The sequence below is a fragment of the Clavibacter sp. GW821-FHT01D01 genome, assembly GCF_059422605.1.
The window spans coordinates 366,107-385,293 of sequence record NZ_JBWKXC010000001.1; the positions used below are offsets into that span (position 1 = coordinate 366,107).

Annotated in this window: 22 protein-coding genes; 9 read left to right on the plus strand and 13 right to left on the minus strand. The window is 73.8% G+C overall.

Features of this window, described 5'->3' with window-relative positions; translation table 11 throughout:
• Nucleotides 1–30: 30 nt before the first annotated feature.
• Nucleotides 31–867, plus strand: a complete 837-nt coding sequence (locus AC07VC_RS01840) for an ABC transporter ATP-binding protein (RefSeq protein ID WP_494676534.1) — start codon at nucleotides 31–33, stop codon at nucleotides 865–867.
• A gap of 792 nt (nucleotides 868–1,659) precedes the next feature.
• Entirely contained in the window at nucleotides 1,660–1,797 is a 138-nt protein-coding gene (locus tag AC07VC_RS01845) for a hypothetical protein (protein ID WP_494674635.1), read from the plus strand.
• Nucleotides 1,798–1,870: 73 nt separating this feature from the next.
• Here AC07VC_RS01845 and AC07VC_RS01850 read toward each other — a convergent pair whose 3' ends face one another.
• On the minus strand, nucleotides 1,871–2,296 hold the full coding sequence (locus AC07VC_RS01850; RefSeq protein WP_494674634.1) for a VOC family protein: 426 nt from the start codon (nucleotides 2,294–2,296) through the stop codon (nucleotides 1,871–1,873).
• 144 nt (nucleotides 2,297–2,440) lie between these two features.
• Nucleotides 2,441–3,460 (minus strand): hypothetical protein, encoded by a 1,020-nt coding sequence (locus AC07VC_RS01855; protein WP_494674633.1) that lies wholly within the window; start codon nucleotides 3,458–3,460, stop codon nucleotides 2,441–2,443.
• A gap of 132 nt (nucleotides 3,461–3,592) precedes the next feature.
• Here AC07VC_RS01855 and AC07VC_RS01860 point away from each other — a divergent pair, with 132 nt between their 5' ends.
• Nucleotides 3,593–4,894, plus strand: a complete 1,302-nt coding sequence (locus AC07VC_RS01860) for an ATP-dependent DNA helicase (protein ID WP_094116810.1) — start codon at nucleotides 3,593–3,595, stop codon at nucleotides 4,892–4,894.
• A gap of 41 nt (nucleotides 4,895–4,935) precedes the next feature.
• On the opposite strand, the gene AC07VC_RS01865 is transcribed toward AC07VC_RS01860, so the two are convergent.
• The 3 genes from AC07VC_RS01865 to AC07VC_RS01875 all read right to left on the minus strand — a co-directional run bounded on the left by AC07VC_RS01865 (nucleotide 4,936) and on the right by AC07VC_RS01875 (nucleotide 6,935).
• Nucleotides 4,936–5,628, minus strand: a complete 693-nt coding sequence (locus tag AC07VC_RS01865) for a hypothetical protein (protein ID WP_494674632.1) — start codon at nucleotides 5,626–5,628, stop codon at nucleotides 4,936–4,938.
• Nucleotides 5,629–5,764: 136 nt separating this feature from the next.
• The gene (locus AC07VC_RS01870; protein WP_094116808.1) at nucleotides 5,765–6,184 is read right to left on the minus strand and encodes a DUF4383 domain-containing protein; all 420 of its coding nucleotides are present in this window, start codon (nucleotides 6,182–6,184) and stop codon (nucleotides 5,765–5,767) included.
• A gap of 100 nt (nucleotides 6,185–6,284) precedes the next feature.
• The gene (locus AC07VC_RS01875) at nucleotides 6,285–6,935 is read right to left on the minus strand and encodes a dienelactone hydrolase family protein (protein ID WP_494674631.1); all 651 of its coding nucleotides are present in this window, start codon (nucleotides 6,933–6,935) and stop codon (nucleotides 6,285–6,287) included.
• A 55-nt stretch (nucleotides 6,936–6,990) separates the two neighbouring features.
• Between AC07VC_RS01875 and AC07VC_RS01880 the strand changes: the two genes are divergently transcribed.
• Nucleotides 6,991–7,704: a DUF305 domain-containing protein gene (locus AC07VC_RS01880; RefSeq protein ID WP_317230686.1), complete on the plus strand. Its 714-nt coding sequence runs from the start codon at nucleotides 6,991–6,993 to the stop codon at nucleotides 7,702–7,704.
• A gap of 36 nt (nucleotides 7,705–7,740) precedes the next feature.
• Here AC07VC_RS01880 and AC07VC_RS01885 read toward each other — a convergent pair whose 3' ends face one another.
• Nucleotides 7,741–9,033: a M18 family aminopeptidase gene (locus AC07VC_RS01885; RefSeq protein WP_494674630.1), complete on the minus strand. Its 1,293-nt coding sequence runs from the start codon at nucleotides 9,031–9,033 to the stop codon at nucleotides 7,741–7,743.
• Nucleotides 9,033–9,755: a deoxyribose-phosphate aldolase gene (gene deoC / locus AC07VC_RS01890; protein WP_494674629.1), complete on the minus strand. Its 723-nt coding sequence runs from the start codon at nucleotides 9,753–9,755 to the stop codon at nucleotides 9,033–9,035. Before deoC ends, AC07VC_RS01885 begins: the two co-directional genes overlap by 1 nt.
• Nucleotides 9,756–9,848: 93 nt before the next feature.
• On the opposite strand from deoC, the gene AC07VC_RS01895 reads away from it, so the two are divergent.
• Complete coding sequence (locus AC07VC_RS01895) at nucleotides 9,849–10,061, plus strand: hypothetical protein (protein ID WP_494674628.1); 213 nt, start codon at nucleotides 9,849–9,851, stop codon at nucleotides 10,059–10,061.
• An 18-nt stretch (nucleotides 10,062–10,079) separates the two neighbouring features.
• Here the strand turns inward: AC07VC_RS01895 and AC07VC_RS01900 are convergent, their stop codons facing one another.
• From AC07VC_RS01900 to AC07VC_RS01920, 5 genes are all read right to left on the minus strand, one after another.
• A complete protein-coding gene (locus AC07VC_RS01900; RefSeq protein WP_317230682.1) occupies nucleotides 10,080–10,283 on the minus strand; it encodes a hypothetical protein in 204 nt (67 codons plus the stop codon).
• Nucleotides 10,284–10,394: 111 nt separating this feature from the next.
• A complete protein-coding gene (locus AC07VC_RS01905) occupies nucleotides 10,395–11,288 on the minus strand; it encodes an NAD(P)H-hydrate dehydratase (protein ID WP_494674627.1) in 894 nt (297 codons plus the stop codon).
• Nucleotides 11,272–12,009: a histidine phosphatase family protein gene (locus tag AC07VC_RS01910; protein WP_494674626.1), complete on the minus strand. Its 738-nt coding sequence runs from the start codon at nucleotides 12,007–12,009 to the stop codon at nucleotides 11,272–11,274. Before AC07VC_RS01910 ends, AC07VC_RS01905 begins: the two co-directional genes overlap by 17 nt.
• The gene (locus tag AC07VC_RS01915) at nucleotides 12,006–12,785 is read right to left on the minus strand and encodes an MBL fold metallo-hydrolase (RefSeq protein WP_317230289.1); all 780 of its coding nucleotides are present in this window, start codon (nucleotides 12,783–12,785) and stop codon (nucleotides 12,006–12,008) included. Before AC07VC_RS01915 ends, AC07VC_RS01910 begins: the two co-directional genes overlap by 4 nt.
• A 104-nt stretch (nucleotides 12,786–12,889) precedes the next feature.
• Nucleotides 12,890–13,774, minus strand: coding sequence for a manganese catalase (locus AC07VC_RS01920; protein WP_494674625.1), 885 nt, complete (start codon nucleotides 13,772–13,774; stop codon nucleotides 12,890–12,892).
• Nucleotides 13,775–14,101: 327 nt separating this feature from the next.
• Between AC07VC_RS01920 and AC07VC_RS01925 the strand changes: the two genes are divergently transcribed.
• From AC07VC_RS01925 to AC07VC_RS01935, 3 genes are all read left to right on the plus strand, one after another.
• Entirely contained in the window at nucleotides 14,102–14,425 is a 324-nt protein-coding gene (locus tag AC07VC_RS01925) for a DUF7882 family protein (protein ID WP_494674624.1), read from the plus strand.
• Nucleotides 14,426–14,558: 133 nt separating this feature from the next.
• The gene (locus AC07VC_RS01930) at nucleotides 14,559–14,894 is read left to right on the plus strand and encodes a hypothetical protein (RefSeq protein ID WP_317230291.1); all 336 of its coding nucleotides are present in this window, start codon (nucleotides 14,559–14,561) and stop codon (nucleotides 14,892–14,894) included.
• A 397-nt stretch (nucleotides 14,895–15,291) separates the two neighbouring features.
• Nucleotides 15,292–16,467: a zinc-dependent alcohol dehydrogenase gene (locus AC07VC_RS01935; protein WP_317230292.1), complete on the plus strand. Its 1,176-nt coding sequence runs from the start codon at nucleotides 15,292–15,294 to the stop codon at nucleotides 16,465–16,467.
• 117 nt (nucleotides 16,468–16,584) lie between these two features.
• On the opposite strand, the gene AC07VC_RS01940 is transcribed toward AC07VC_RS01935, so the two are convergent.
• On the minus strand, nucleotides 16,585–17,601 hold the full coding sequence (locus tag AC07VC_RS01940; RefSeq protein WP_494674623.1) for a Gfo/Idh/MocA family protein: 1,017 nt from the start codon (nucleotides 17,599–17,601) through the stop codon (nucleotides 16,585–16,587).
• Nucleotides 17,602–17,763: 162 nt separating this feature from the next.
• Between AC07VC_RS01940 and AC07VC_RS01945 the strand changes: the two genes are divergently transcribed.
• Nucleotides 17,764–19,083, plus strand: coding sequence for an ABC transporter substrate-binding protein (locus AC07VC_RS01945; RefSeq protein WP_494674622.1), 1,320 nt, complete (start codon nucleotides 17,764–17,766; stop codon nucleotides 19,081–19,083).
• Nucleotides 19,084–19,187: the final 104 nt, after the last annotated feature.

Sequence of the window (19,187 nt, forward strand, 5' to 3'; positions counted from 1 at the left end):
CCCCTGCCGCACTCCGCCCCGCACGACCCGATGGGAGGTCCCGCCGTGGACACCGCCGAACCCGATGCCGACACCGCGTCCGCCCCGCGCCTCCGCGCCGACGGCGTCACGCTCTCCTACGACCGGCGGGTGATCTCGGAGCACCTCGACGTGTCGGTGCCCGACCGCTCGTTCACCGTCATCGTCGGCCCGAACGCGTGCGGCAAGTCGACCCTGCTGCGCGCCCTGTCGCGGCTCCTCGCGCCGACCGCGGGCACCGTGCTCCTCGACGACCGGCCGCTCTCCTCGTACCGGGCAAAGGAGGCGGCGCGGATCGTCGGCCTCCTCCCGCAGAGCGCCATCGCGCCGGACGGGATCACGGTGGCCGACCTCGTGGCGCGCGGCCGCTTCCCGCACCAGAACCTCATCCGCCAGTGGACGGCGACCGACGAGGACGCCGTGCAGCAGGCGATGGCCGCCACCGGCGTCGACGACCTCGCGGCCCGCCACGTCGACGAGCTCTCCGGCGGCCAGCGCCAGCGGGTCTGGGTCGCGATGGCGCTCGCCCAGCAGACGCCCGTGCTGCTGCTCGACGAGCCGACGACGTTCCTCGACATCGCGCACCAGATCGAGCTGCTCGACCTCCTCGCCGACCTGCACCGCGACGGCAGCACCATCGTCGCCGTGCTGCACGACCTCAACCACGCCGCCCGCTACGCCGACCACCTCATCGTGATGAAGGACGGCCGCGTCATCGCCGCCGGGGCGCCGCGCGACATCGTGACCGCCGAGCTGGTCGAGGAGGTCTTCGGGCTGCCCTGCCTCGTGATCGACGACCCGGTCTCGCACACGCCGCTCATCGTCCCGCGCGGCGGCCGCTGGGCCTGACCCCCGACGAGTGCAGCCCGGCTTCGGGGGGCTCCCGGACGGTGGATGAGAAGAGGTGGCGCCGAGGCCTCCTGTTCACCTTCTGCCCCCGGATCGCCCAGGAGCACTGGCTTCCTTCGTGATGCGGGCTCTGGTCAGAGCAGACCGTCTGCATCGTCATCCGTGCAAGGAGTGCAGCAGTGCAGAGGACCTCTCTCATCGTGGCCACCTCGATCGTCGGAGCATCGACACTGACCGGCTGCTCCTCCCTGCAGCCGACGGGAAGTGCTGTAGATGCCACGGCGGCCTCCGCACCGTTGCGAACAGACGTCCGTGCGATCGTCGACCTGGCTCCTGAGCAGGCGACGTTCACGGAAGATGCTTCGCCTTCGCAGGCGCAAGTGCTGTCCCGCCAAGCGGTCATCGACTCGGAGTACGGCGTGGGTGAGCGCCTGTCGAGCTCTGACGCGGAGTTCATCCGCATGTACGCGGATCCCATCTCCTCGACAACGCCGGCTCACACGGCGCAGGATGTCGCCGACGTTCATCATTCCCATGCCGCGACCTCGGCGAGAACGCCGATCGCGACTCCGGCCTCCCCGAATGCCTTCCACCGGTCCGACTCCAGTGCTGGTGGTCCGGGCACGGTGGGCGGTTCCCGGACCATGGACCATTCGGACGATCCGTTCGATATCACGGGGCATCGGTCGGCGCGATGGAGGGCGTCTGGTTCAGCAGCTGTGACGAGCATCACGGCCACGGAGCACGTTCGTGTGCACGGACTCATCGGTGGGAGTGGAATCGGAGTGGCCCATGCTGCGGATCCGAGCGGCACGGTGGATGGTCGAATCGATGTACCCCGTGCATCTCGTCGTCACCGCCCTGATCATCGCGGCGGTGGCGGTGGCCGTCATCGCTGCGGTGAAGCGGCGGAGACGCCGCGGCCGCTGATTCCCGCGGCCCATCGATCAGGGCCTCGATTGGCGGGTGTCGGAGAGGCAGGGCAAGCAGATGGCCGCGGGGGTCAGGCCGCCGCGGGCGCCTGCTGCGCGATCGACACCATCCAGTCGATGCCGTAGCGGTCGGTGCACATTCCGAACTGGTCGCCCCACGGCGCCACCTCGAGCGGGAGGACGACCGTGCCGTCGGCCGTCAGGGCGTCCCACCAGCCGCGCAGCACCGGCTCGTCGTCGCCGGAGAGGGAGAGCGTGATCGCGGATCCGCTCGGCACGCCCATCGTCGCGGGGGTGTCCGACGCCATGAGCACGAAGCCCGTGCCCGAGGTCAGCTGGCCGTGCATGACCTTGTCGACCTCGGCGGGGTCCGTGCTCATGCCGCCGTCGCCGAACGTCGTCGTCTCCACGTCGCCCCCGAAGATCCCCTGGTAGAAGCCGAGCGCCTCGGCGGCCTGGTCGCGGAAGGACAGGTAGGGGTTCATGATCGCGGACATGGCGACGCTCCTCGGGTGACGGATCCGCGCGGTCGCGCGGACCCTGGTGGGACCCGATCCTGGCCCGGCCGGCCCCGCACCGCACCGTGACGCGACGTGAGGGTGCCGCCGACGGTCCGCGGGTCGCGGGTGCGGCGGCCGCGCCTAGAGGCCCTGGATCCGGATCCCCGCGTCGTCGTCGACGCTCACCCGCCAGCTGACGCTGAACGGGACGTCCTCGTCGAGGTCCTCCACGCTCCCGTCGTAGAGGGAGCGGACGGGCACGTCGATGTGCGCGGTGCCGACGGTGGGCGGCACGACCCAGTCGAGGTCGGCCGGGTCGTCGCTCGCGGGCTGCAGGGCGATCTCGGGCATCGCCGTCATGCTCCACACGGGCGGCGCGGTGATCCGGTCGCGGATGGACTTCCCGAACGGGCAGCCCGACGGGTACAGGACGGACTGCGTCGTGCACTCGGTGAGGTACGCCTCGACCTCGGTGCGCACCGACTCCACGAGCTCGTCCGTGGGCTCCGCGTCCACGCGCGCGGGCACGACGCCGCCGGGCTCCGTGACGGCGACGTCGACCTCCTCCGCCTCGAGGTAGCGGGACGCGTGGTCGAGGGCGAGCGCGCCGGGGGCGAGCACGAGGTACGTGGATCCCGCGCCCGCGGCCGCCTCCCCGCCGGCCTCCGCCTGGACGGGCAGGCCGTTGGCCGTGAACGTCGACGCGTGGCGGAGCTCGAGGTCGATCGCGGCCACGGGGCTCGTCGCGAACTCCCACCGCGCGAAGAGCCCGAGGGCGGCGGGAAGCTCGCGCACGCGGAACGTCGTGGATCCGGGCCCGGACGGCAGCGTGTACGCGTACGTGACCGTGCGCTCGCCGCCGTCCACGGGCTCGTCCGCGACGAGCTCGACGTCGTCGAGGCCGGGCAGCGCCCGGGCGTCGAGCAGCGCGCGGCTGCCCGTGTCCGGGAGGACGACGCCCGGCGTCGCCAGCGCGTCGCGGCTGTCCCCACGGGCGAGCGCGTCGAGGTAGGAGCGCACGAAGCCGTGGGCGCTGAAGGTGCCCTGGTTGAGCGAGGCCACCGTGCCGAGGAACGCCCCCACCAGGAGCGCCGTGAGCAGGGACCACACGACGACGGCCCGGCGCAGCTCCCCGCGCGCGTCGACGGCGGGGCTCGGCATGCGGATCATCCTACGGGCGGGGGATCGACGCCTCCCCGGGCGGACGCCGGGGTAGATTCGAGTGCGCATCCGCGCGCTGCCCGCAGCCGTGGATCCGCGCACCTCCCGTCCCCGACCCGCCAGGAGCCCCGCGTGAGCACGGTCCCCCTCTCCCCGGAGCAGGCCGCCGTCTTCCAGGCCATCGAGGGCACGCGCGACCACATCTTCGTCACGGGCCGCGCCGGCACGGGCAAGTCGACGCTCCTCACGCACCTGTCCTGGAACACCGAGAAGCAGATCGTGATCTGCGCGCCCACGGGCGTCGCGGCGCTCAACGTGGGCGGGCAGACCATCCACTCCCTGTTCAAGCTGCCCATCGGCGTCATCGCCGACGAGGAGATCGAGCAGACGGGCGAGCTGCGGAAGCTCCTCAACACCATCGACACGCTCGTCATCGACGAGGTCTCCATGGTGAACGCCGACCTCGTGGACGCCATCGACCGGAGCCTCCGCCAGGCCCGGCACAAGAAGGACGTGCCCTTCGGCGGCGTGCAGGTGGTGCTGTTCGGCGACCCGTACCAGCTGGCCCCGGTTCCGGGCGACGGCGACGAGCGCGCGTACTTCGCCGACCGCTACCGCTCCATGTGGTTCTTCGACGCGAAGGTGTGGGAGGAGGCGCAGCTGCGGATCTACGAGCTCACCGAGATCCACCGCCAGCACGAGGAGGCGTTCAAGGAGATGCTGAACGCCGTGCGCCACGGGCGGGTGACCGCCGAGATCGCCGGCGTGCTCAACGCGGCCGGTGCGCGCCCGGCGCCGACCGACGGCGCCATCACGCTGGCGACGCGCAACGACACCGTGAACCGCATCAACGCCGAGGCCCTGAAGCGGCTGCCCGGTCGCTCCCTCACCGCGACCGCGGACGTGACGGGCGACTTCGGCGGCCGCACCTACCCGGCCGACGAGAAGCTCGACCTGAAGATCGGCGCGCAGGTCATGTTCCTCCGCAACGACGCCGACCAGCGGTGGGTGAACGGATCCGTCGGGGTCGTCACGCGCATCGACACCAACGTGTACGTCGAGCTCGACGGGGTCGTGCACGAGGTCGAGCCGGTCACGTGGGAGAAGCACAAGTACTCGTACTCGCCCACCACGAAGCAGCTGCGGCGCGACGTCGTGGCGGACTTCACGCAGTTCCCGCTGCGGCTCGCGTGGGCGGTAACCATCCACAAGTCGCAGGGCAAGACGTACGAGCGGGCCATCGTCGACCTGGGGTCGCGCGTCTTCAGCCCGGGGCAGACCTACGTGGCGCTCAGCCGGATCACCGACATCGACGGCCTGTTCCTCACCCGGCCGCTGCGGCCGGGCGACATCATCGTGGACGAGAACGTGCGGCGCTTCATGAGCGAGGCGACGCGGATCCGCGTGACGCCGCAGGTCGCGCCCGCGAGCTGACGCGGCGAGCCGGCGGTCGGGTCCCGGGGGACGACGACGCGTCAGTGGTCGGAGTGCTCGTCCTGGATGCCGTCGAGGTCGACGGTGCTGTGCTGGCCGTGGGGCACGGCGAACTCGCCGGCGCGGGTGAGCGAGAGGGCCGGCGTGACGAGGCCGGCGACGACGAACGCGCCGACGAGCACGCCCACGAGGTAGCGGCCGCCGGTGCGCTCGGGGTCCGCGGCGGTGCCGCTCGTCGCGGCGGCGGCGCTGGTCGCGGGGGCAGCCGACGGCGTGGCGGCGCGGGCGGCGGCGGGGTGCGGGGCGCCGGATCCGATGAGCGCGGCGTCGGCGGGGAACTCCGCCTCGACGGCGGTGCAGGCCGCCTGGGCGTCGGTCTCGGCGCGCGAGCGGAGGTGGCGGCCGACGACGGCGGCGACCAGGAGGTCGAGCAGGGTCGCGGCGAGCATGGGGATCGCGGGGAGGTCGCTCGTGATGCCGGGCGCCTGCATGACGACTGCGGCGGTCACGAGCAGCGCCCAGCCGGCCACCGGCACGAGCGCGCCGACCACGGCCCATCCGGCCGCGGGGAGGCGGTCCGAGCGGAGGACCGCGACGGCCCAGGCCAGCTCGGCGACGCCGATGACGAGGAGGGCCACCATGGCCGCGGGCGGGGATCCCGCTCCGACGGCCAGGTGGATGAGCGCGGCGCCCAGGGCGGCGAGGGCCAGCCAGTGGCGGATGAGCAGTGACACGTGCTGGTCCCTTCGTCGTCCCGGGCGCCGCGGTGGTGCGGTGCTGCGTGCTGTCGATCTGTCGATCTGTCGATCTGTCGATCTGTCGTGCGGTGATGCGTGACGCGCCGGGTGCGGCGGCGCGGCGGCGGTCCGGCTAGGCCGCGCGGGTGGCGCGGTTGCGGACGCCCTTCTCGGCGCCGAGGCCCACGATCAGCAGCACGACGGCGCTGCCGAGGTGGAGGAAGTGGTCCGCGGTGTTGAGCGCGAGGATGTTGAAGTCGGTGTTCACGAGGAAGAAGCCGACGATGCCGAGCGCCAGGTACGCGAAGCCCACGGTGGAGTTCACGGCCTTGGCCGACGCGACGCTGGAGAGGCCGCCGATGAGCAGGGCCGCGCCGATGAGGAGGTGGGCCACGTTGTGGAACGGGTTCACCATGAAGATCCCGAGCAGCAGTCCGCCGTCGGAGGAGAAGAACCCTCCGCTCTGCGGCGGGAACAGGAAGCCGAGAAGGCCGACGAGGACGTAGACGGCGCCGAAGACGGTGCCGAGCAGGCGGTTCGGGGACGAGCTCATGATGGTGCCTCCATTGGTAGGGAAGAGCCGGGGCTTTCCCAGGCTCCGTACATTCGTACCGCTTACGTGCGGGGTTTGGTGCGGTCGAGCTACCGGATCGTCACGCGTTTCCCAGGTGCTCCGCGAGGAACGCCTCGGTACGGCGGTAGGCGAGGGCCGCGGCGTCGGGATCCAGCCGGTCGCGGAGGCTCGCGTTCGGGAACACGGGGAGCGTGCCCGGGTAGGTGTGCGAGGTGATGGGCGTGCCGTGCTCGCGCAGCCGGCCCATGAACGCCTCGGGCCGCTGGTCGTCCACCCACTCGTCGTGCTCGGCGAGGTGCAGCAGCACCGCGCAGGGGATCACGCCGTGCTCCTCCGGGCCGAGGCTCGCGCAGTAGGCGACCACGGCGTCCGCGCCGCCGTCCTGCGCTTCGAGGAGCGCCAGCCAGCCGCCGGGCGCGAAGCCGACGAGGCCGACGCGCTCGGATCCGCGCGCCCGCGCCGAGTCGATGCCGTCGCGGATGGTGCCGAGGGCGAACCCCACGTCCAGCTGCGCGGCGAGCCCCGCGGCGAGGCCGTCGTCGAGGGTCCCACGGCCGTCGTAGAGGTCGGGCACGAGCACGTGGAAGCCCGCGCGGGCGAGCGCCAGCGCGTACTGGTCGAGCCAGGGGAGGCGGCCGTGGTCGTCGTGGACGAGGACCACCACCGGGCGGCCCGGCTCGCCGAACTCGAGGGTGACGCCGGGATGCGGCAGTTCGACGATCTCGGGCATGGGGAGAACCTACCGGCGGGCTGTCACCCGGCGCGCCGTGGAGGAGGATCGAGGCATGGGATACCGCTACCGGCTCACCGCCGTCACGACCGCCATCGTCCTCGCCGCCGGGCTCGCCGGCTGCTCGACCCCGCCGCGCACCCCCGAGGACGCCGCCAGCGCGAGCGCCGACGCGGCCGCCCCCACGGAGACGGAGTCCCAGGGCTGGAACCGCGCCGACCTCTCGTTCGCCGAGGAGATGGGCGACCACGCCGCCGGATCCGTCGAGCTGGCCGAGGCGGCGCTCGAGGTCACCGACCTGCCGCCGGAGGCGCAGGAGCTGGCCGTGCAGATCCGCGACGAGCAGGGCCCGCAGGCGCGGACCCTCGCGCAGCTCGCGGAGGAGTGGGGCGACGAGGAGGGCGGATCGGGCGCGAACGGCACCGAGGACCGCGAGGAGGCCGGCGGCGTCTCCGCCGAGGGCGGGACCGAGGGCGGCGCGACGGAGGGCTCCGGATCCGCGGCCGAGACCGAGGAGATGAGCGACACCGCCTTCGACTCCGAGCTGGAGGCGCTGCGGGCGGCGAGCGGCGTGGACGCGGCGCGGCTGTTCCTGCAGGGCATGATCGCCCGGCACCAGGCCGCCATCGAGCTGGCCGACGGGGAGTCGCAGCTCGGCACCTCGACCGAGGCGCTCGAGCTGGCCGCGACGATGTCGTCGGCGCAGGGCGAGCAGCTCACCAGGATGCAGGCGCTGCTCGGGTCGATCGGCGGCGTCGTCCTGCCGTGAGGCCGGGCCCGGCGCGCGTCGCGTCGGGCCGGGCCCTCAGGCCGCCGGGCGGAGGAACGCGGCGGCCGCGGCGGCCAGATGGCCGGGGTCGTCGGCGCCGCACAGCTCGCGCGCCGAGTGCATCGACAGCAGCGGGATGCCGACGTCGACCGTGCGGATCCCGAGGCGCGTCGCCGTGATGGGGCCGATGGTCGAGCCGCACGGAACCGCGTTGCTGGACACGAACTCCTGGTACGGGACCCCGGCGCGCTCGCAGGCCAGCGCCCACTCCCGGGCGCCGACGCCGTCGGTCGCGTAGCGCTGGTTCGCGTTGATCTTCAGCAGCGGGCCGCCGTTCGGCACGGGCCGGTTGGCAGGGTCGTGGCGGTCGGGGTGGTTCGGGTGCACCGCGTGCCCGGCGTCGGCCGACAGGCACCAGGAGCCGGCGAACGCGCGGCGGCGCTCCTCCGATCCCGCGCCGAGACCGGCGGACACGCGACCGAGCACGTCCTCGAGCACGGGGCCGGCGGCTCCCGACGAGGTCGCGGATCCGACCTCCTCGTGGTCGAAGGCGGCGAGCACGGCGATGGGCGCGTCCGCGTCCTCCTCGGCGGCGGCCAGCTCGAGGAGGGCGGTCAGCCCCGCGTGCACGGAGCTGAGGTTGTCCATGCGGCCGGCGGCGAAGAGCGCGCCGTCGAGCCCGAGCGGGCCGGGCGCCTGCGTGTCGGCGACGCCGACGTCGTAGCCGAGCACGTCGTCCGCCGCGACGCCCGCGAGACCGGCCAGGTGGCCGAGCACGTCGTGGGCGGCGGGGGAGCCGACGGCGAGGACGGGCGACATGTGCCGCTGCGGGTCCAGCCGGAGACCCTCCGTGTTCACACCCCGGTCGAGGTGGACGGCCAGCTGCGGGAATCGGAGGAGCGGACCGGTGCGCACGAGGTGGCGTCGGCCGTCGCGGGTGACCAGGCGGCCGGCGAGCTCCAGGTCGCGGTCGAGCCAGGAGTTGAGGAGCGGGCCGCCGTAGACCTCGACGCCCGCCTGCACCCAGCCGTCGGAGCCGATGGTGGGCTTCGGCTTGAGCTTGAACCCGGGGGAGTCGGTGTGGGCGCCCAGCACGCGGAAGGGGGTGGTGGCGTGGGCGCCGGCGGGCTGGATCCACGCGAGGAGCGCGCCGTCGCGCACGACGTAGCGCCGGTCCGGGCCGGTGGGCCACGCGTCGCGCTCGTCGAGGCCCGTGAACCCCGCCGCGTCGAGCCGGCGCGCGGCCTCGGCGACCGCGTGGAACGACGAGGGCGAGGCTTGGATGTAGCGGCCGAGGTCGGCGAGGTGCGCGCGGCGGTCCGCGGGCATCAGTACCCGCTCGATCCGAGCGCGCCGTTCTCCGGCGTCTGCACGGGGCCGGCGAGCACGACCGCGCTGCCGGAGACGCCGAGTCGCGTGGCGCCCGCCTCGATCATCTGCACGGCGGTCTCGTACGTGCGGATGCCGCCGGAGGCCTTCACGCCCGCGCGACCCGCGACCGTGCGGCTCATGAGCTCGACCGCGTGCACGGTGGCGCCGCCGGTCGGGTGGAACCCGGTGGACGTCTTGACGAAGTCGGCCCCGGCGGCGACGGCCGCCTGGCAGACGGCGACGATCTGGTCGTCGTCGAGCGCGGCGGACTCGATGATGACCTTCAGCACCGCGGGCGCGGGCACGGCGGCGCGGACGGCGCGGATGTCGGCCTCCACCTCGTCGAAGCGCCCCTCGCGGGCGGCGCCCACGTCGATGACCATGTCGACCTCGTCCGCGCCCTGGCGGACGGAGAGCGCGGCCTCGGCGGCCTTGACCTCGCTGTGGTGCTTGCCGCTGGGGAAGCCGCAGACGACCGCGACCCGGAGGTCGGCGCCCGCGGGGACCTCGAGCGGCAGCATCGACGGCGAGACGCACACCGAGTACGTGCCGAGCTCGACGGCCTCGGCGACCAGCGCGGCGACCTCGTCGCGCGTGGCCTCGGGCTTCAGGAGCGTGTGGTCGATGATGCGGGCGATCGCGGCGGTGTCGGTCGCGGGCGTGGACGGGCTGGTGCTCATGCGGGATTCCTCACGTCGTGCGGGACCTCGATCCTACGGGCGGGGTCGCGCGGGACCCCGCCCGTGGGATCCGACGCCGCTAGCGTGAGCACGATGATCGACACCACGCTCGCCCTCCTGCTCGTCGCCGCCGCGGCGATCCTCGTCAGCGGGGTCCTCCTGGGCGTCGGCGCCCTGCGGAGCTCCCGCGAGCGGGGGATGGGGAACGCACGGCTGCTGTCGCCGCCGGCCCTGCCGTGGACCCTGGCCGCGATGGGCGCGGGAGCGGTCAGCGTGCTCTGCCTGCTGCCGATCCTGCTCGTCTGACGGCGGGCCCGACGCGGATCAGGAGTAGTCGGCGCCCGGGATGCCCGCGGGACGGTAGACGTAGCCGTCGGCGTCCGCGTCGAGCTCCCAGACGATCTCCTCCTCGGTGAGCGACGTGGCGCGCGTGAAGCTCTTCACGGGCTCGCCGTTGATGAGCTCGACCTCGGCCTCCTCGGTGCCGTCCGGTCCGACCAGCTGTGCGGTGTACGTGGGATCAGTCATGCTCCGACCCTACGACGGTGCGCGCGCGATGACCGGCGGGACCGGATCCGCACAGCGGCTCCGCAGGCCGGCGCACCCGGGGCCGAGCGTGTCCGGGACGGGCCCGCCGGCTCAGGCCTCCAGCTCCACGAGCACGCGCGGCAGCTCCACGAGCAGCTCGCTCGCGAGGTAGCCGAGCGGTCCGACCCCCACCGCGAGGCGGTCGCCCGCGGCCGCGTGGGCGTGCGTCGCCCACACGGCGGCCTGCGCGGGATCGGCGCCGCGGGCGCACAGGCCCGCCACCGCGCCGCCGAGGACGTCGCCGGATCCGGACGTGCCGAGCCCGCTGCCGCCCGCGCCGATGCTCCACGCGCGCCCGTCGGGCGCGGCGACCACGCCGCCCATCGTGACCACGGCGGCGTAGCCGCGGGCGATCTCCCGCGCGTCCGCCACCGCGTCGTCGCCCGCCTCCCGCCCGAGCAGGCGCTCGGCCTCGGACGAGTTCGGCGTGAGCACGAGCCTCCCGGCGAGGTGCGCCGCGGACTCGCGGCAGGCGGGGAGGACGCCCAGCGCGTAGGCGTCGAGCACCACGACGGCGTCGTCGGGCACGAGCGTCGCGAGGAGCCGGACCATCCGCTCGGCCTCGTCGGCGTCGTCGAGGCCGGGACCCGCCAGGACCGCGTCGGCGGAGGCGATGTCCGCCTCCGCCGCGCGGATGCCGGCGCCCCGCACGTGCCCGGCCGCGGTCTCCTCGAGCGGCACGACGCCGCTCTCGGGGACGGCGACGGCGACCTCGGTGGCGACCGACGCCCCGACCGCGAGGGTCAGGCGGCCGGCGCCGACGCGCAGGGCGGCGAGCCCCGCGATCATGGCGGCGCCGGGCGACCGGAGCGCCCCGCCGACGACCACGACCTGGCCGCGTCCGTACTTGGATCCGCCGGGCTCCGGCAGCGCCCAGGCACGCAGCCCGGCCGGGGTCACGACCTCCGCGGGCGCCTCCGCGCGGCCCTCATCGTCGTGGCTCATCGGGTTCCCCTCCGTGCTCGGTGACGGGGGCGCCCTGCCCGTCGAGGTGCTCCGTGGCCGAGAAGACCCGGAGGGTCCAGGGCCCGTGCGGGACCGGCCGCTCGAGGATCGTGACGGACGCGTTCGCCACGGTGTGCTGCGCCTGGAAGGCCAGGAGCTCGGCCTCGGTGAGCCCGAGGCACACGAAGAGGAAGAGCATGACCACGGCGTCGTGCGTGGTGAGGAGGGCGCGGCCGTCGGCGGCGGCGACCTCGGGATCCTGCAGGAACGACCGCACGCGCAGCGCCACGTCGGCCCACGACTCCCCGCCCGGCGGCCGGTAGGAGACCTTGCCCAGCCAGCGGCGGCGCGTGTCCTCCTCCGGGTGGCGGGCGGCGACGCCCCGGGCGGTGAGGAGGTCGAGGATCCCCAGCTCGCGGTCCCGCAGGCGCTCGTCCGGCCGGATCTCCGCGGCGATGCCCGCCTCGGCCAGCGCGACCGCCGCCGTGCTGCGCGCCCGCAGGTAGGTGGAGGACCAGACGGCGGTCGGCACGTCCGCGCGGCTCGCGAACCAGCGCCCGAGGGCGCGCGCCTGCGCGTCGCCGGTGTCGGAGAGCGGCACGTCCGGATCGCGGTGGTCGACCTGGATCGCCTCGGCGCCGTCGCGGTCGGCGCGGCTCGCGGCGACGTTGGCCGTGCTCTCGCCGTGCCGCACCAGCCACAGCTCGGTGAGGCCGGTCACGCCGGGCCGGCCGAGCGCGCGGCGGAGACGGCGGAGCGGATCCCGTTGCGCCAGGGCGCGCCGTGCCCCGGCAGCACGAGTCGGGCGTCGGTGCCCTCCAGGGCCGCGAGGGAGCGGAGCGCCCGGCCGCTGTCCGCGGTGGCGGCGCCCGCGACGATGCGGCAGCCGGTGCGCCCGGTGTACGGGTCGAGCGTCACGAGGGCGTCGCCGGTGAGGAGCGCGTCGCGGTCCGGGAGGTGGAGCGCGACGTGGCCGTCGGTGTGGCCGGGGGTGGGGATCGCGATCGGGCGTCCGGGGACCTCGAGCGGCCCGGCGGCGATGTCGGCCGTGCCGTCCACGCCCTCGACGCGCAGGGCGCCCGCGGCGGCCATCGCCGCGATCACGGGGATCGCGCGGCCGTGGCGGAGCGGGTACGCGAACGGCGTGCGCTCGCGGCGGTAGGAGTACGGGTGGCGGGCGATCCCGGCGTCGTCCGGGTGCACGTGCACGGGCACGCCGAGCTCGCGGGCGGCCCGTGCGGCGGATCCGACGTGGTCGAAGTGCCCGTGGGTGAGCACGACGGCGCGCACGTCGTCGGGCGTCCGGCCGATCGCGGCGAGGGAGCGCAGCAGGTGCGGCCAGGTGTCGGGGAACGCCGTGTCGACGAGGGTGACGCCGTCGTCGTCCTCGATCAGGTAAGCGTTCACGTAGGCGTGCGCGAGCAGGTGGATCCCCGGGGCGACGTCCCGGGTGAGCACGGGGGACGAGGGGCGGGGCGGGGTGCCGGTGCGGATCATGAGGTCCTCTCGGAGGTGGGTCCGCGGACGCGGGCGGGCGGCCGGCCCCCGTGAGGGCCGGCCGCCGGTCGTGCGCCGCGGGTCGAGCGGCGGTCAGCCGCGGGTCACTCGGGCGTCACGGCGTCCTTCACGGCGCCGGCCGCCTTCTTCAGCAGGCCCGGGTCCTTCGGCGGGATGGTGCCGTGGAGGAGCGGGTTCCCGACGGGCGGCGCGGGCATCGGGACCGTGGTGGTCGGGCCGTCGTGGTACGTGAACGTGCCCTTGCCGTCCGGGGTGGGGCCGGACGCCCAGGAGCCCTCCGCCGCGGCGGGGCCGTTCGAGAAGTTGAGGTACTGGTACGACACCTCGCGGTCCTCGAGGTCGAGGGGGAAGTCGCTCGGCACGGGCAGGTCCTCGGTGCCCTCGGCGCGGAGCTCGGCGATCGCGGCGGTCCACTGGTTCTGGTGCATGGTGTCGCGCGCGAGGAGGAAGGAGAGGAGGTCCTTCACGCCGTGGTCGTCGGTCATGTGGTAGAGCCGGGCGACCTGGATCCGCCCCTGCATCTCGGCGTTGGCGTTGGCCGTGAAGTCGGCCAGCAGGTTGCCGCTGCAGGTGACGTAGGAGCCCTGCCAGGGGTTGCCGTTGCTGTCGACGGGGCGCGCGCCGGCGCCCGCGACGATGGCGTGCTGGATGTCGCTGCCGCCGATGACCGCGGCGAGCGTCGGGTCCTTCATCGCGTCCTCGGTCTCCTCGACCGGCGCGGTCTCGAGCAGCTTCGCGATCATGATCGCGAGCATCTCGACGTGCCCGAACTCCTCCGCGCCGATGCCGTAGAGCATGTCGCGGTACTTGCCGGGGAGCTTCGAGTTCCAGGACTGGAAGCCGTACTGCATGGCGACGCTGATCTCGCCGTACTGGCCGCCGAGCACCTCCTGCAGGTGGCGGGCGTAGATGGGGTCGGGCTTGTCGGGGGACGCGCTGTGCTGCAGCTCCTGCTTGTGGAAGAACATGGAGGGGTCTCTCCTCGTCGTCGGCGTCGCGGTCCGGAGCGACCGCGCTCTCCCTCCACCGTTCGCCGCCCCCCGACGCGATGCCTACCCCCTTGACAGGTCCCCCGGCGTCGCCCCGGGCGCGTCCCCACGGCCGCTCGCGCCCCCGATGCGCGCCCTCGGCGCCCCCTCTGCACTACCACATGCCGATCCGTCCGCCGCACGAGCCGGATCCCGACGGCATGGCTGGCATAGTGGGTGGGCACGGCCGAAGCTCAGCGCCGCTCTCTGGCCCCCTCTCCGTCGGCGCGGGGCCCGAGAGCTCACGAGGGGGACACGGGATCGATCATGGGCACGTTCAAGTACGACTCGACGCTGACGGCGGAGTTCGACGACCGCCTGCTCGCGCACCTGCAGCTCGTCATCGGCGCGAAGCTGCGCCGCGGGGAGGCGTTCTACTTCTCCTGGCGCGACGACGTGGAGGTCGGCGACGGGCGCACCACCATCTGGATGCACAACTCGCTGCCCCTGGTGTTCAAGTACCACGGCAGCCGCGTGCCGCCCATCAACCGCAAGTGGGTGGACGCCCTCATGACGACGGCCAACAGCCCGGGCGGCCTGCTGATCCTGCGGGAGCCCCCGGAGGACGAGTCCCGGGACGACGCGCGCTAGGTCGGCACGGCCGTCGACTACTCCCGTTCCCGCGGTGCTGTCAACCCCTCCTGTTCCCATTCGGACGGATCCGTCACGGCTGGCATCGTGGGCTCCGGGTCCGCGGATGCGGGCCACGGGGATGGGGTACGCGATGCGGGACACGGAAGCCGACGGCATGGGCGACCTCGTCCAGTCGTCCGCGAGCGAGGCGCTCCCCGCACGTCCCCTCGGTCCCGTCCGCAGTCCCACGGAGCAGGCCAGGTTCGTCGCCGGCTACTTCGGCTGGTCGATCACGGGCGACGCGATCCGCGGCACGGGCGTCGACGGCGGGGCCGTGGCGCTGTTCATCGAGGACCTCGCCGCCGCGCTCGCCGAGCTCGGCTGGATCTCCCCGTGCGGCATCCGCTGGGACCGGCTGCCCTTCGGCGAGGACGAGGCGGCCGCCGCGCTGCGCACCGTCCAGCGCGCGCACGGCTGGGACGTCTGACCCCGTCGCCGTGCATCCGCCGGGAGCGACGTCAAGCCCCTGTGCGTTTCCCCACCTGCAGAGCACACTCTGACCACGAGGCCGCAGCGGGCTCGGGCGCTTGAGGATTGTCGAGAGTCCTCCTATGCAGTCCGGACCGCCGAACGTGGCCCTCCAGATCCGCCCCGGATCGGTCGTGTCGTGGACGACCGAGACCCGGGGCGGATCGCTTGCGCCGCGACCGCGCCGCCCGCGCACGGCCCTCGCGCATCGCCCTCCGCGGCACGCCATCCGCCGCGCCCGGCCGGCCTCCCTGCCTGGACGCCGCCTGCCGGTCGCTTGGCGTCCCGCCGCCGCAGGCGTTGTGTGGGACGTGCGCCCGTCCCACGAGGATCCGGCGCTCGAGAGAAGGAGCACCATGAAGGCACTCACCTGGCAGGGCATCCACGACGTCGAGGTCCAGGACGTCGAGGACCCCCGCATCGAGCACGACACGGACGCGGTCATCCGCATCACCTCCACCGCCATCTGCGGGTCCGACCTGCACCTCTACGAGGTCTTCGGCCCGTTCCTCGACAAGGGCGACGTGCTCGGCCACGAGAACATGGGCGTCGTCGAGGAGGTCGGCGCGGGCGTCACGCGCGTGAAGGTCGGCGACCGCGTCGTCGTCCCGTTCGTCATCGCCTGCCGCGACTGCTTCATGTGCGACCGGGGCCTGTTCACCCAGTGCGAGACCACGCAGGTGCGGGCCCAGGGCAGCGGCGCGTCCCTGTACGGGTTCAGCGAGCTGTACGGCTCAATCCCCGGCGGCCAGGCGGAGCGCCTGCGCATGCCGCTCGCGGACGCCAACGCGATCGTCGTCGGCACCGAGCTGCCGGACGAGCGCTACCTGTTCCTCAGCGACATCCTCCCCACCGCCTGGCAGGGCGTCCAGTACGCGGCCGTCCCCGAGGGCGGAACGCTCGGCGTGATGGGCCTCGGCCCCGTCGGGCAGTTCGCGGCGCGCATCGGGAAGCACCTCGGCTACCGCGTGATCGCGGTGGATCCCGTCCCCGAGCGCCGCGCCATGGCCGAGCGCCACGGCATCGAGACGCTCGACCTCACCGACGACGTCGTCGACCGCCTGCGCGAGCTGACCGACGGGCGCGGGCCGGACTCGGTCGTGGACGCGGTCGGCATGGAGGCCCACGGCAGCCCCGTCGCCTCCTTCGCGCAGAAGGCGGCGGGCATCCTGCCCGACGGCATCGCGAAGAAGGTCATGGACACGGCGAGCGTCGACCGCCTCGCGGCCCTGCACACGGCGTTCGACGCGGTCCGCCGCGGCGGCACCGTCTCCATCAGCGGGGTCTACGGCGGCGAGGCCGACCCCATGCCCATGAAGTCCCTCTTCGACAAGCAGGTGGCGATCCGCATGGGCCAGTGCAACGTGCAGCACTGGATCGACGACCTGCTGCCCCTCGTCGAGGACCCGGCCGACCCGCTCGGCGTCATGGACCTCGTCACCCACACGGCGCCGCTCGCGGACGCCGCCCGCATGTACGGGATCTTCCAGGAGAAGGAGGACGGCTGCATCAAGGTGGTGCTGAAGCCGTAGCCTCCTGGCTCCATCGACCGGCCGCGTCCCCTCGGGGCGCGGCCGTCGTCGTGCCCGGCGTGGTGCCGTGCCCCTGCTCCGGCCCGAGCCGGGTGCCGCGGGGGCCGCGGTCGCCCGTCAGCGGGCGCCGATATCCGTGAGCACCCGGTCCATGAGCTCGGCGAGGTCGACGGACGCGGCGTGCGGCATCTCCGCGCACTCGACCCGCCCGGCCCGGATGGCGTCGCGCGCCGCCCGGACCATGGGCACGTAGCCGCGGCCCTCGATCTCGTGCTCCCGCCGCTCGGGCTCCCCGTCGGCGGGCACGATCGCGAGCCCGATCGAGGCGAGGAACAGCGGGTCCACCTCGATCCGGCCGGCGGTGCCGCTGACGGTGGCGCCCGTGGGGAGCGCGGCGACGAGCGAGCAGGCGAGCGTCGCCTGGCGGCCGTCGGGCCAGCCGAGGAGGATCGCGACCTCGGTGTCGACGCCGCCGTCGATCACGGTGCCGACCGCGGCGACCGTCGAGGGCGCGCCGAACAGGCCGTGCGCGAAGGCGAGCGGGTAGACGCCCATGTCGAGCAGCGTGCCGCCGCCGACCGCGGGGTCCCAGAGGCGGCCCGCGCCCGTCTCCGTGACGAAGCCGAACGACGCGGAGACCGCGCGCGGATCCCCGATGCGGCCCTCCGCGATCGCGTCGCGCACCGCGAGGTACCCGGGCGAGAACGCCATCCAGACGGCCTCGAGGAAGAGCAGGCCCTCGGCGCGGGCGAGGTCCACGAGGGCGCGGGTGTCGGCGGCCGTGGTGGTGGCGGGCTTCTCGCAGAGCACGTGCTTGCCGGCGCGGAGCGCGGCCTCGGCCTGCGCGCGGTGCAGCGTGTGCGGGGTGGCGACGTAGACGGCGTCGACCCCGTCGTCGGCGAGGAGCTCCTCGAGGGTGTCGTGGATGCGCGCGATGCCCTGGGCGGCGGCCAGCGCCTCGGAGCTCGCGCGCGTGCGGGAGTGCACGGCGACCACCTCGACGCCCGGCACGAGCAGCATGTCGGGGACGACGGAGGTCGCGATGCCGGCGGCCCCGACGACGCCCCAGCGGACGGGCCGGTCGACCTCCGATCCGGACGCGGGTGCGGGCACGGGCGGCATCGTCGTCGACATGCTCCGAGCCTACGCGCTCGCCGCCGAGGCGTGAGAGCGCTTCCACCCATCGGCGCCCCGCCCTTGACAGTCCCGAGAAGCGCCATCTAGGGTCGGCGGCACGGCATGAGAGCGCTCTTACAGCGAGAGCACCGACGCTCGACAGGCACAAGGGAGTGACCTTTGACGAACACAGCACGGACGCGCGTGGCCACCGGCATCGCCGGAGCCGCGGTGATCGCCCTCCTCGCTACCGGATGCACCTCCGGCGGCGCAGGCGGCACGGACGGCGGCGACATCACCCTCACCGTCACCACCTTCAACAAGATGGGCTTCGACGAGCTCTACGCCCAGTACGAGGAGTCGCACCCGGGCGTCACCATCAGGGCCACCAACATCGACACGGGCGGCAACGCCCTCATCGACTGGCAGACCAAGCAGGCCTCCGGGGCGGGGCTCCCCGACGTGCAGGCGGTCGAGGAGGGCTGGCTCAGCAAGGTGATGCAGGTCTCCGACTCGTTCACCGACCTCCGCGACCACGGCATCGAGGACGTGAAGGACCGCTGGGTCCCCTGGAAGTACGACCAGGCCACCGACCCCGAGGGCCGCGTCATCGGCTACGGCACCGACATCGGCCCCGAGGGCCTCTGCTACAACTCGAAGCTGTTCGCCGAGGCGGGCCTGCCCACCGAGCGCACCGAGGTCGCGACGCTGTTCGGCGGCGAGGACGCGACCTGGGACCGCTACTTCGAGGTGGGGAAGCAGTACAAGGCGGCGACGGGCAAGTCCTGGTACGACCAGTCCGGCTTCATCTGGAACGCCATGGTCAACCAGCAGCCCGAGGGCTACTACACGAAGGACGGGAAGCTCAACGTCGAGGGCAACGCCGACCTCGAGGCACTCTGGGGCAAGGTCGCCGACGGCGCCGAGGCCGGCCTCTCCGACGCGCAGACCGCGTGGGACTGGGGCGGCGGCAAGGCCTTCACCGACGGCTCCTTCGCCACGTTCGTCTGCCCCGCGTGGATGCTCGGCAACGTCCAGGGCGGCACCGAGTCCGCAGGCGGCGACGCCTCCACCGGCTGGGACTTCGCGGACGTCTTCCCCGGCGGATCCGCCAACTGGGGCGGCTCGTTCCTGACCGTGCCCACCACCTCGAAGCACCCGGCCGAGGCCGCGGAGCTCGCCGCGTGGCTCACCGAGCCCGAGCAGCAGGCCGTGGCGTTCCAGGCCGCGGGCACCTTCCCCAGCACCGTCGAGGCGCAGGGATCCGAGGGCGTCACCGGCAGCAGCGCGCTCACGACGTTCTTCAACGACGCGCCGCTCGGCACCATGCTCAGCGCCCGCGCCGAGGGCGTCGAGGCCCAGTACAAGGGACCGGACGACTCGGTGATCCAGGAGCAGGTCTTCGGACCCTCCATCCAGGCGCTCGACGCCGGCAAGTCCGACGGCGCGAAGTCGTGGGACGACGCGATCACGCTCCTCGGGCAGCTCGTCGAGGAGTAGCAGACCGGACGGTCGGGGGACCGTCCACCCCCGGGGTGGGGGGGGGGGGGGGGGGGGGGGGGGGGGGGGGGGGGGGGGGGGGGGGGGGGGGGGGGGAGGGAGGA

Coding starts and splice junctions, on each gene's coding strand:
- AC07VC_RS01870 (WP_094116808.1), bottom strand. CDS start 6,184: ATGAGCTCGTCCCCGAACCGCCTGCTCGGCACCGTCTTCGGCGCCGTC.
- AC07VC_RS01905 (WP_494674627.1), bottom strand. CDS start 11,288: ATGAGCCACGACGATGAGGGCCGCGCGGAGGCGCCCGCGGAGGTCGTG.
- AC07VC_RS01940 (WP_494674623.1), bottom strand. CDS start 17,601: ATGTCGACGACGATGCCGCCCGTGCCCGCACCCGCGTCCGGATCGGAG.
- AC07VC_RS01920 (WP_494674625.1), bottom strand. CDS start 13,774: ATGTTCTTCCACAAGCAGGAGCTGCAGCACAGCGCGTCCCCCGACAAG.
- AC07VC_RS01915 (WP_317230289.1), bottom strand. CDS start 12,785: ATGATCCGCACCGGCACCCCGCCCCGCCCCTCGTCCCCCGTGCTCACC.
- AC07VC_RS01900 (WP_317230682.1), bottom strand. CDS start 10,283: ATGACTGATCCCACGTACACCGCACAGCTGGTCGGACCGGACGGCACC.
- AC07VC_RS01930 (WP_317230291.1), top strand. CDS start 14,559: ATGCGGGACACGGAAGCCGACGGCATGGGCGACCTCGTCCAGTCGTCC.
- AC07VC_RS01850 (WP_494674634.1), bottom strand. CDS start 2,296: ATGTCCGCGATCATGAACCCCTACCTGTCCTTCCGCGACCAGGCCGCC.
- AC07VC_RS01845 (WP_494674635.1), top strand. CDS start 1,660: ATGCTGCGGATCCGAGCGGCACGGTGGATGGTCGAATCGATGTACCCC.
- AC07VC_RS01840 (WP_494676534.1), top strand. CDS start 31: ATGGGAGGTCCCGCCGTGGACACCGCCGAACCCGATGCCGACACCGCG.
- AC07VC_RS01935 (WP_317230292.1), top strand. CDS start 15,292: ATGAAGGCACTCACCTGGCAGGGCATCCACGACGTCGAGGTCCAGGAC.
- AC07VC_RS01925 (WP_494674624.1), top strand. CDS start 14,102: ATGGGCACGTTCAAGTACGACTCGACGCTGACGGCGGAGTTCGACGAC.
- deoC (WP_494674629.1), bottom strand. CDS start 9,755: ATGAGCACCAGCCCGTCCACGCCCGCGACCGACACCGCCGCGATCGCC.
- AC07VC_RS01880 (WP_317230686.1), top strand. CDS start 6,991: ATGGGATACCGCTACCGGCTCACCGCCGTCACGACCGCCATCGTCCTC.
- AC07VC_RS01855 (WP_494674633.1), bottom strand. CDS start 3,460: ATGCCGAGCCCCGCCGTCGACGCGCGCGGGGAGCTGCGCCGGGCCGTC.
- AC07VC_RS01895 (WP_494674628.1), top strand. CDS start 9,849: ATGATCGACACCACGCTCGCCCTCCTGCTCGTCGCCGCCGCGGCGATC.
- AC07VC_RS01885 (WP_494674630.1), bottom strand. CDS start 9,033: ATGCCCGCGGACCGCCGCGCGCACCTCGCCGACCTCGGCCGCTACATC.
- AC07VC_RS01875 (WP_494674631.1), bottom strand. CDS start 6,935: ATGCCCGAGATCGTCGAACTGCCGCATCCCGGCGTCACCCTCGAGTTC.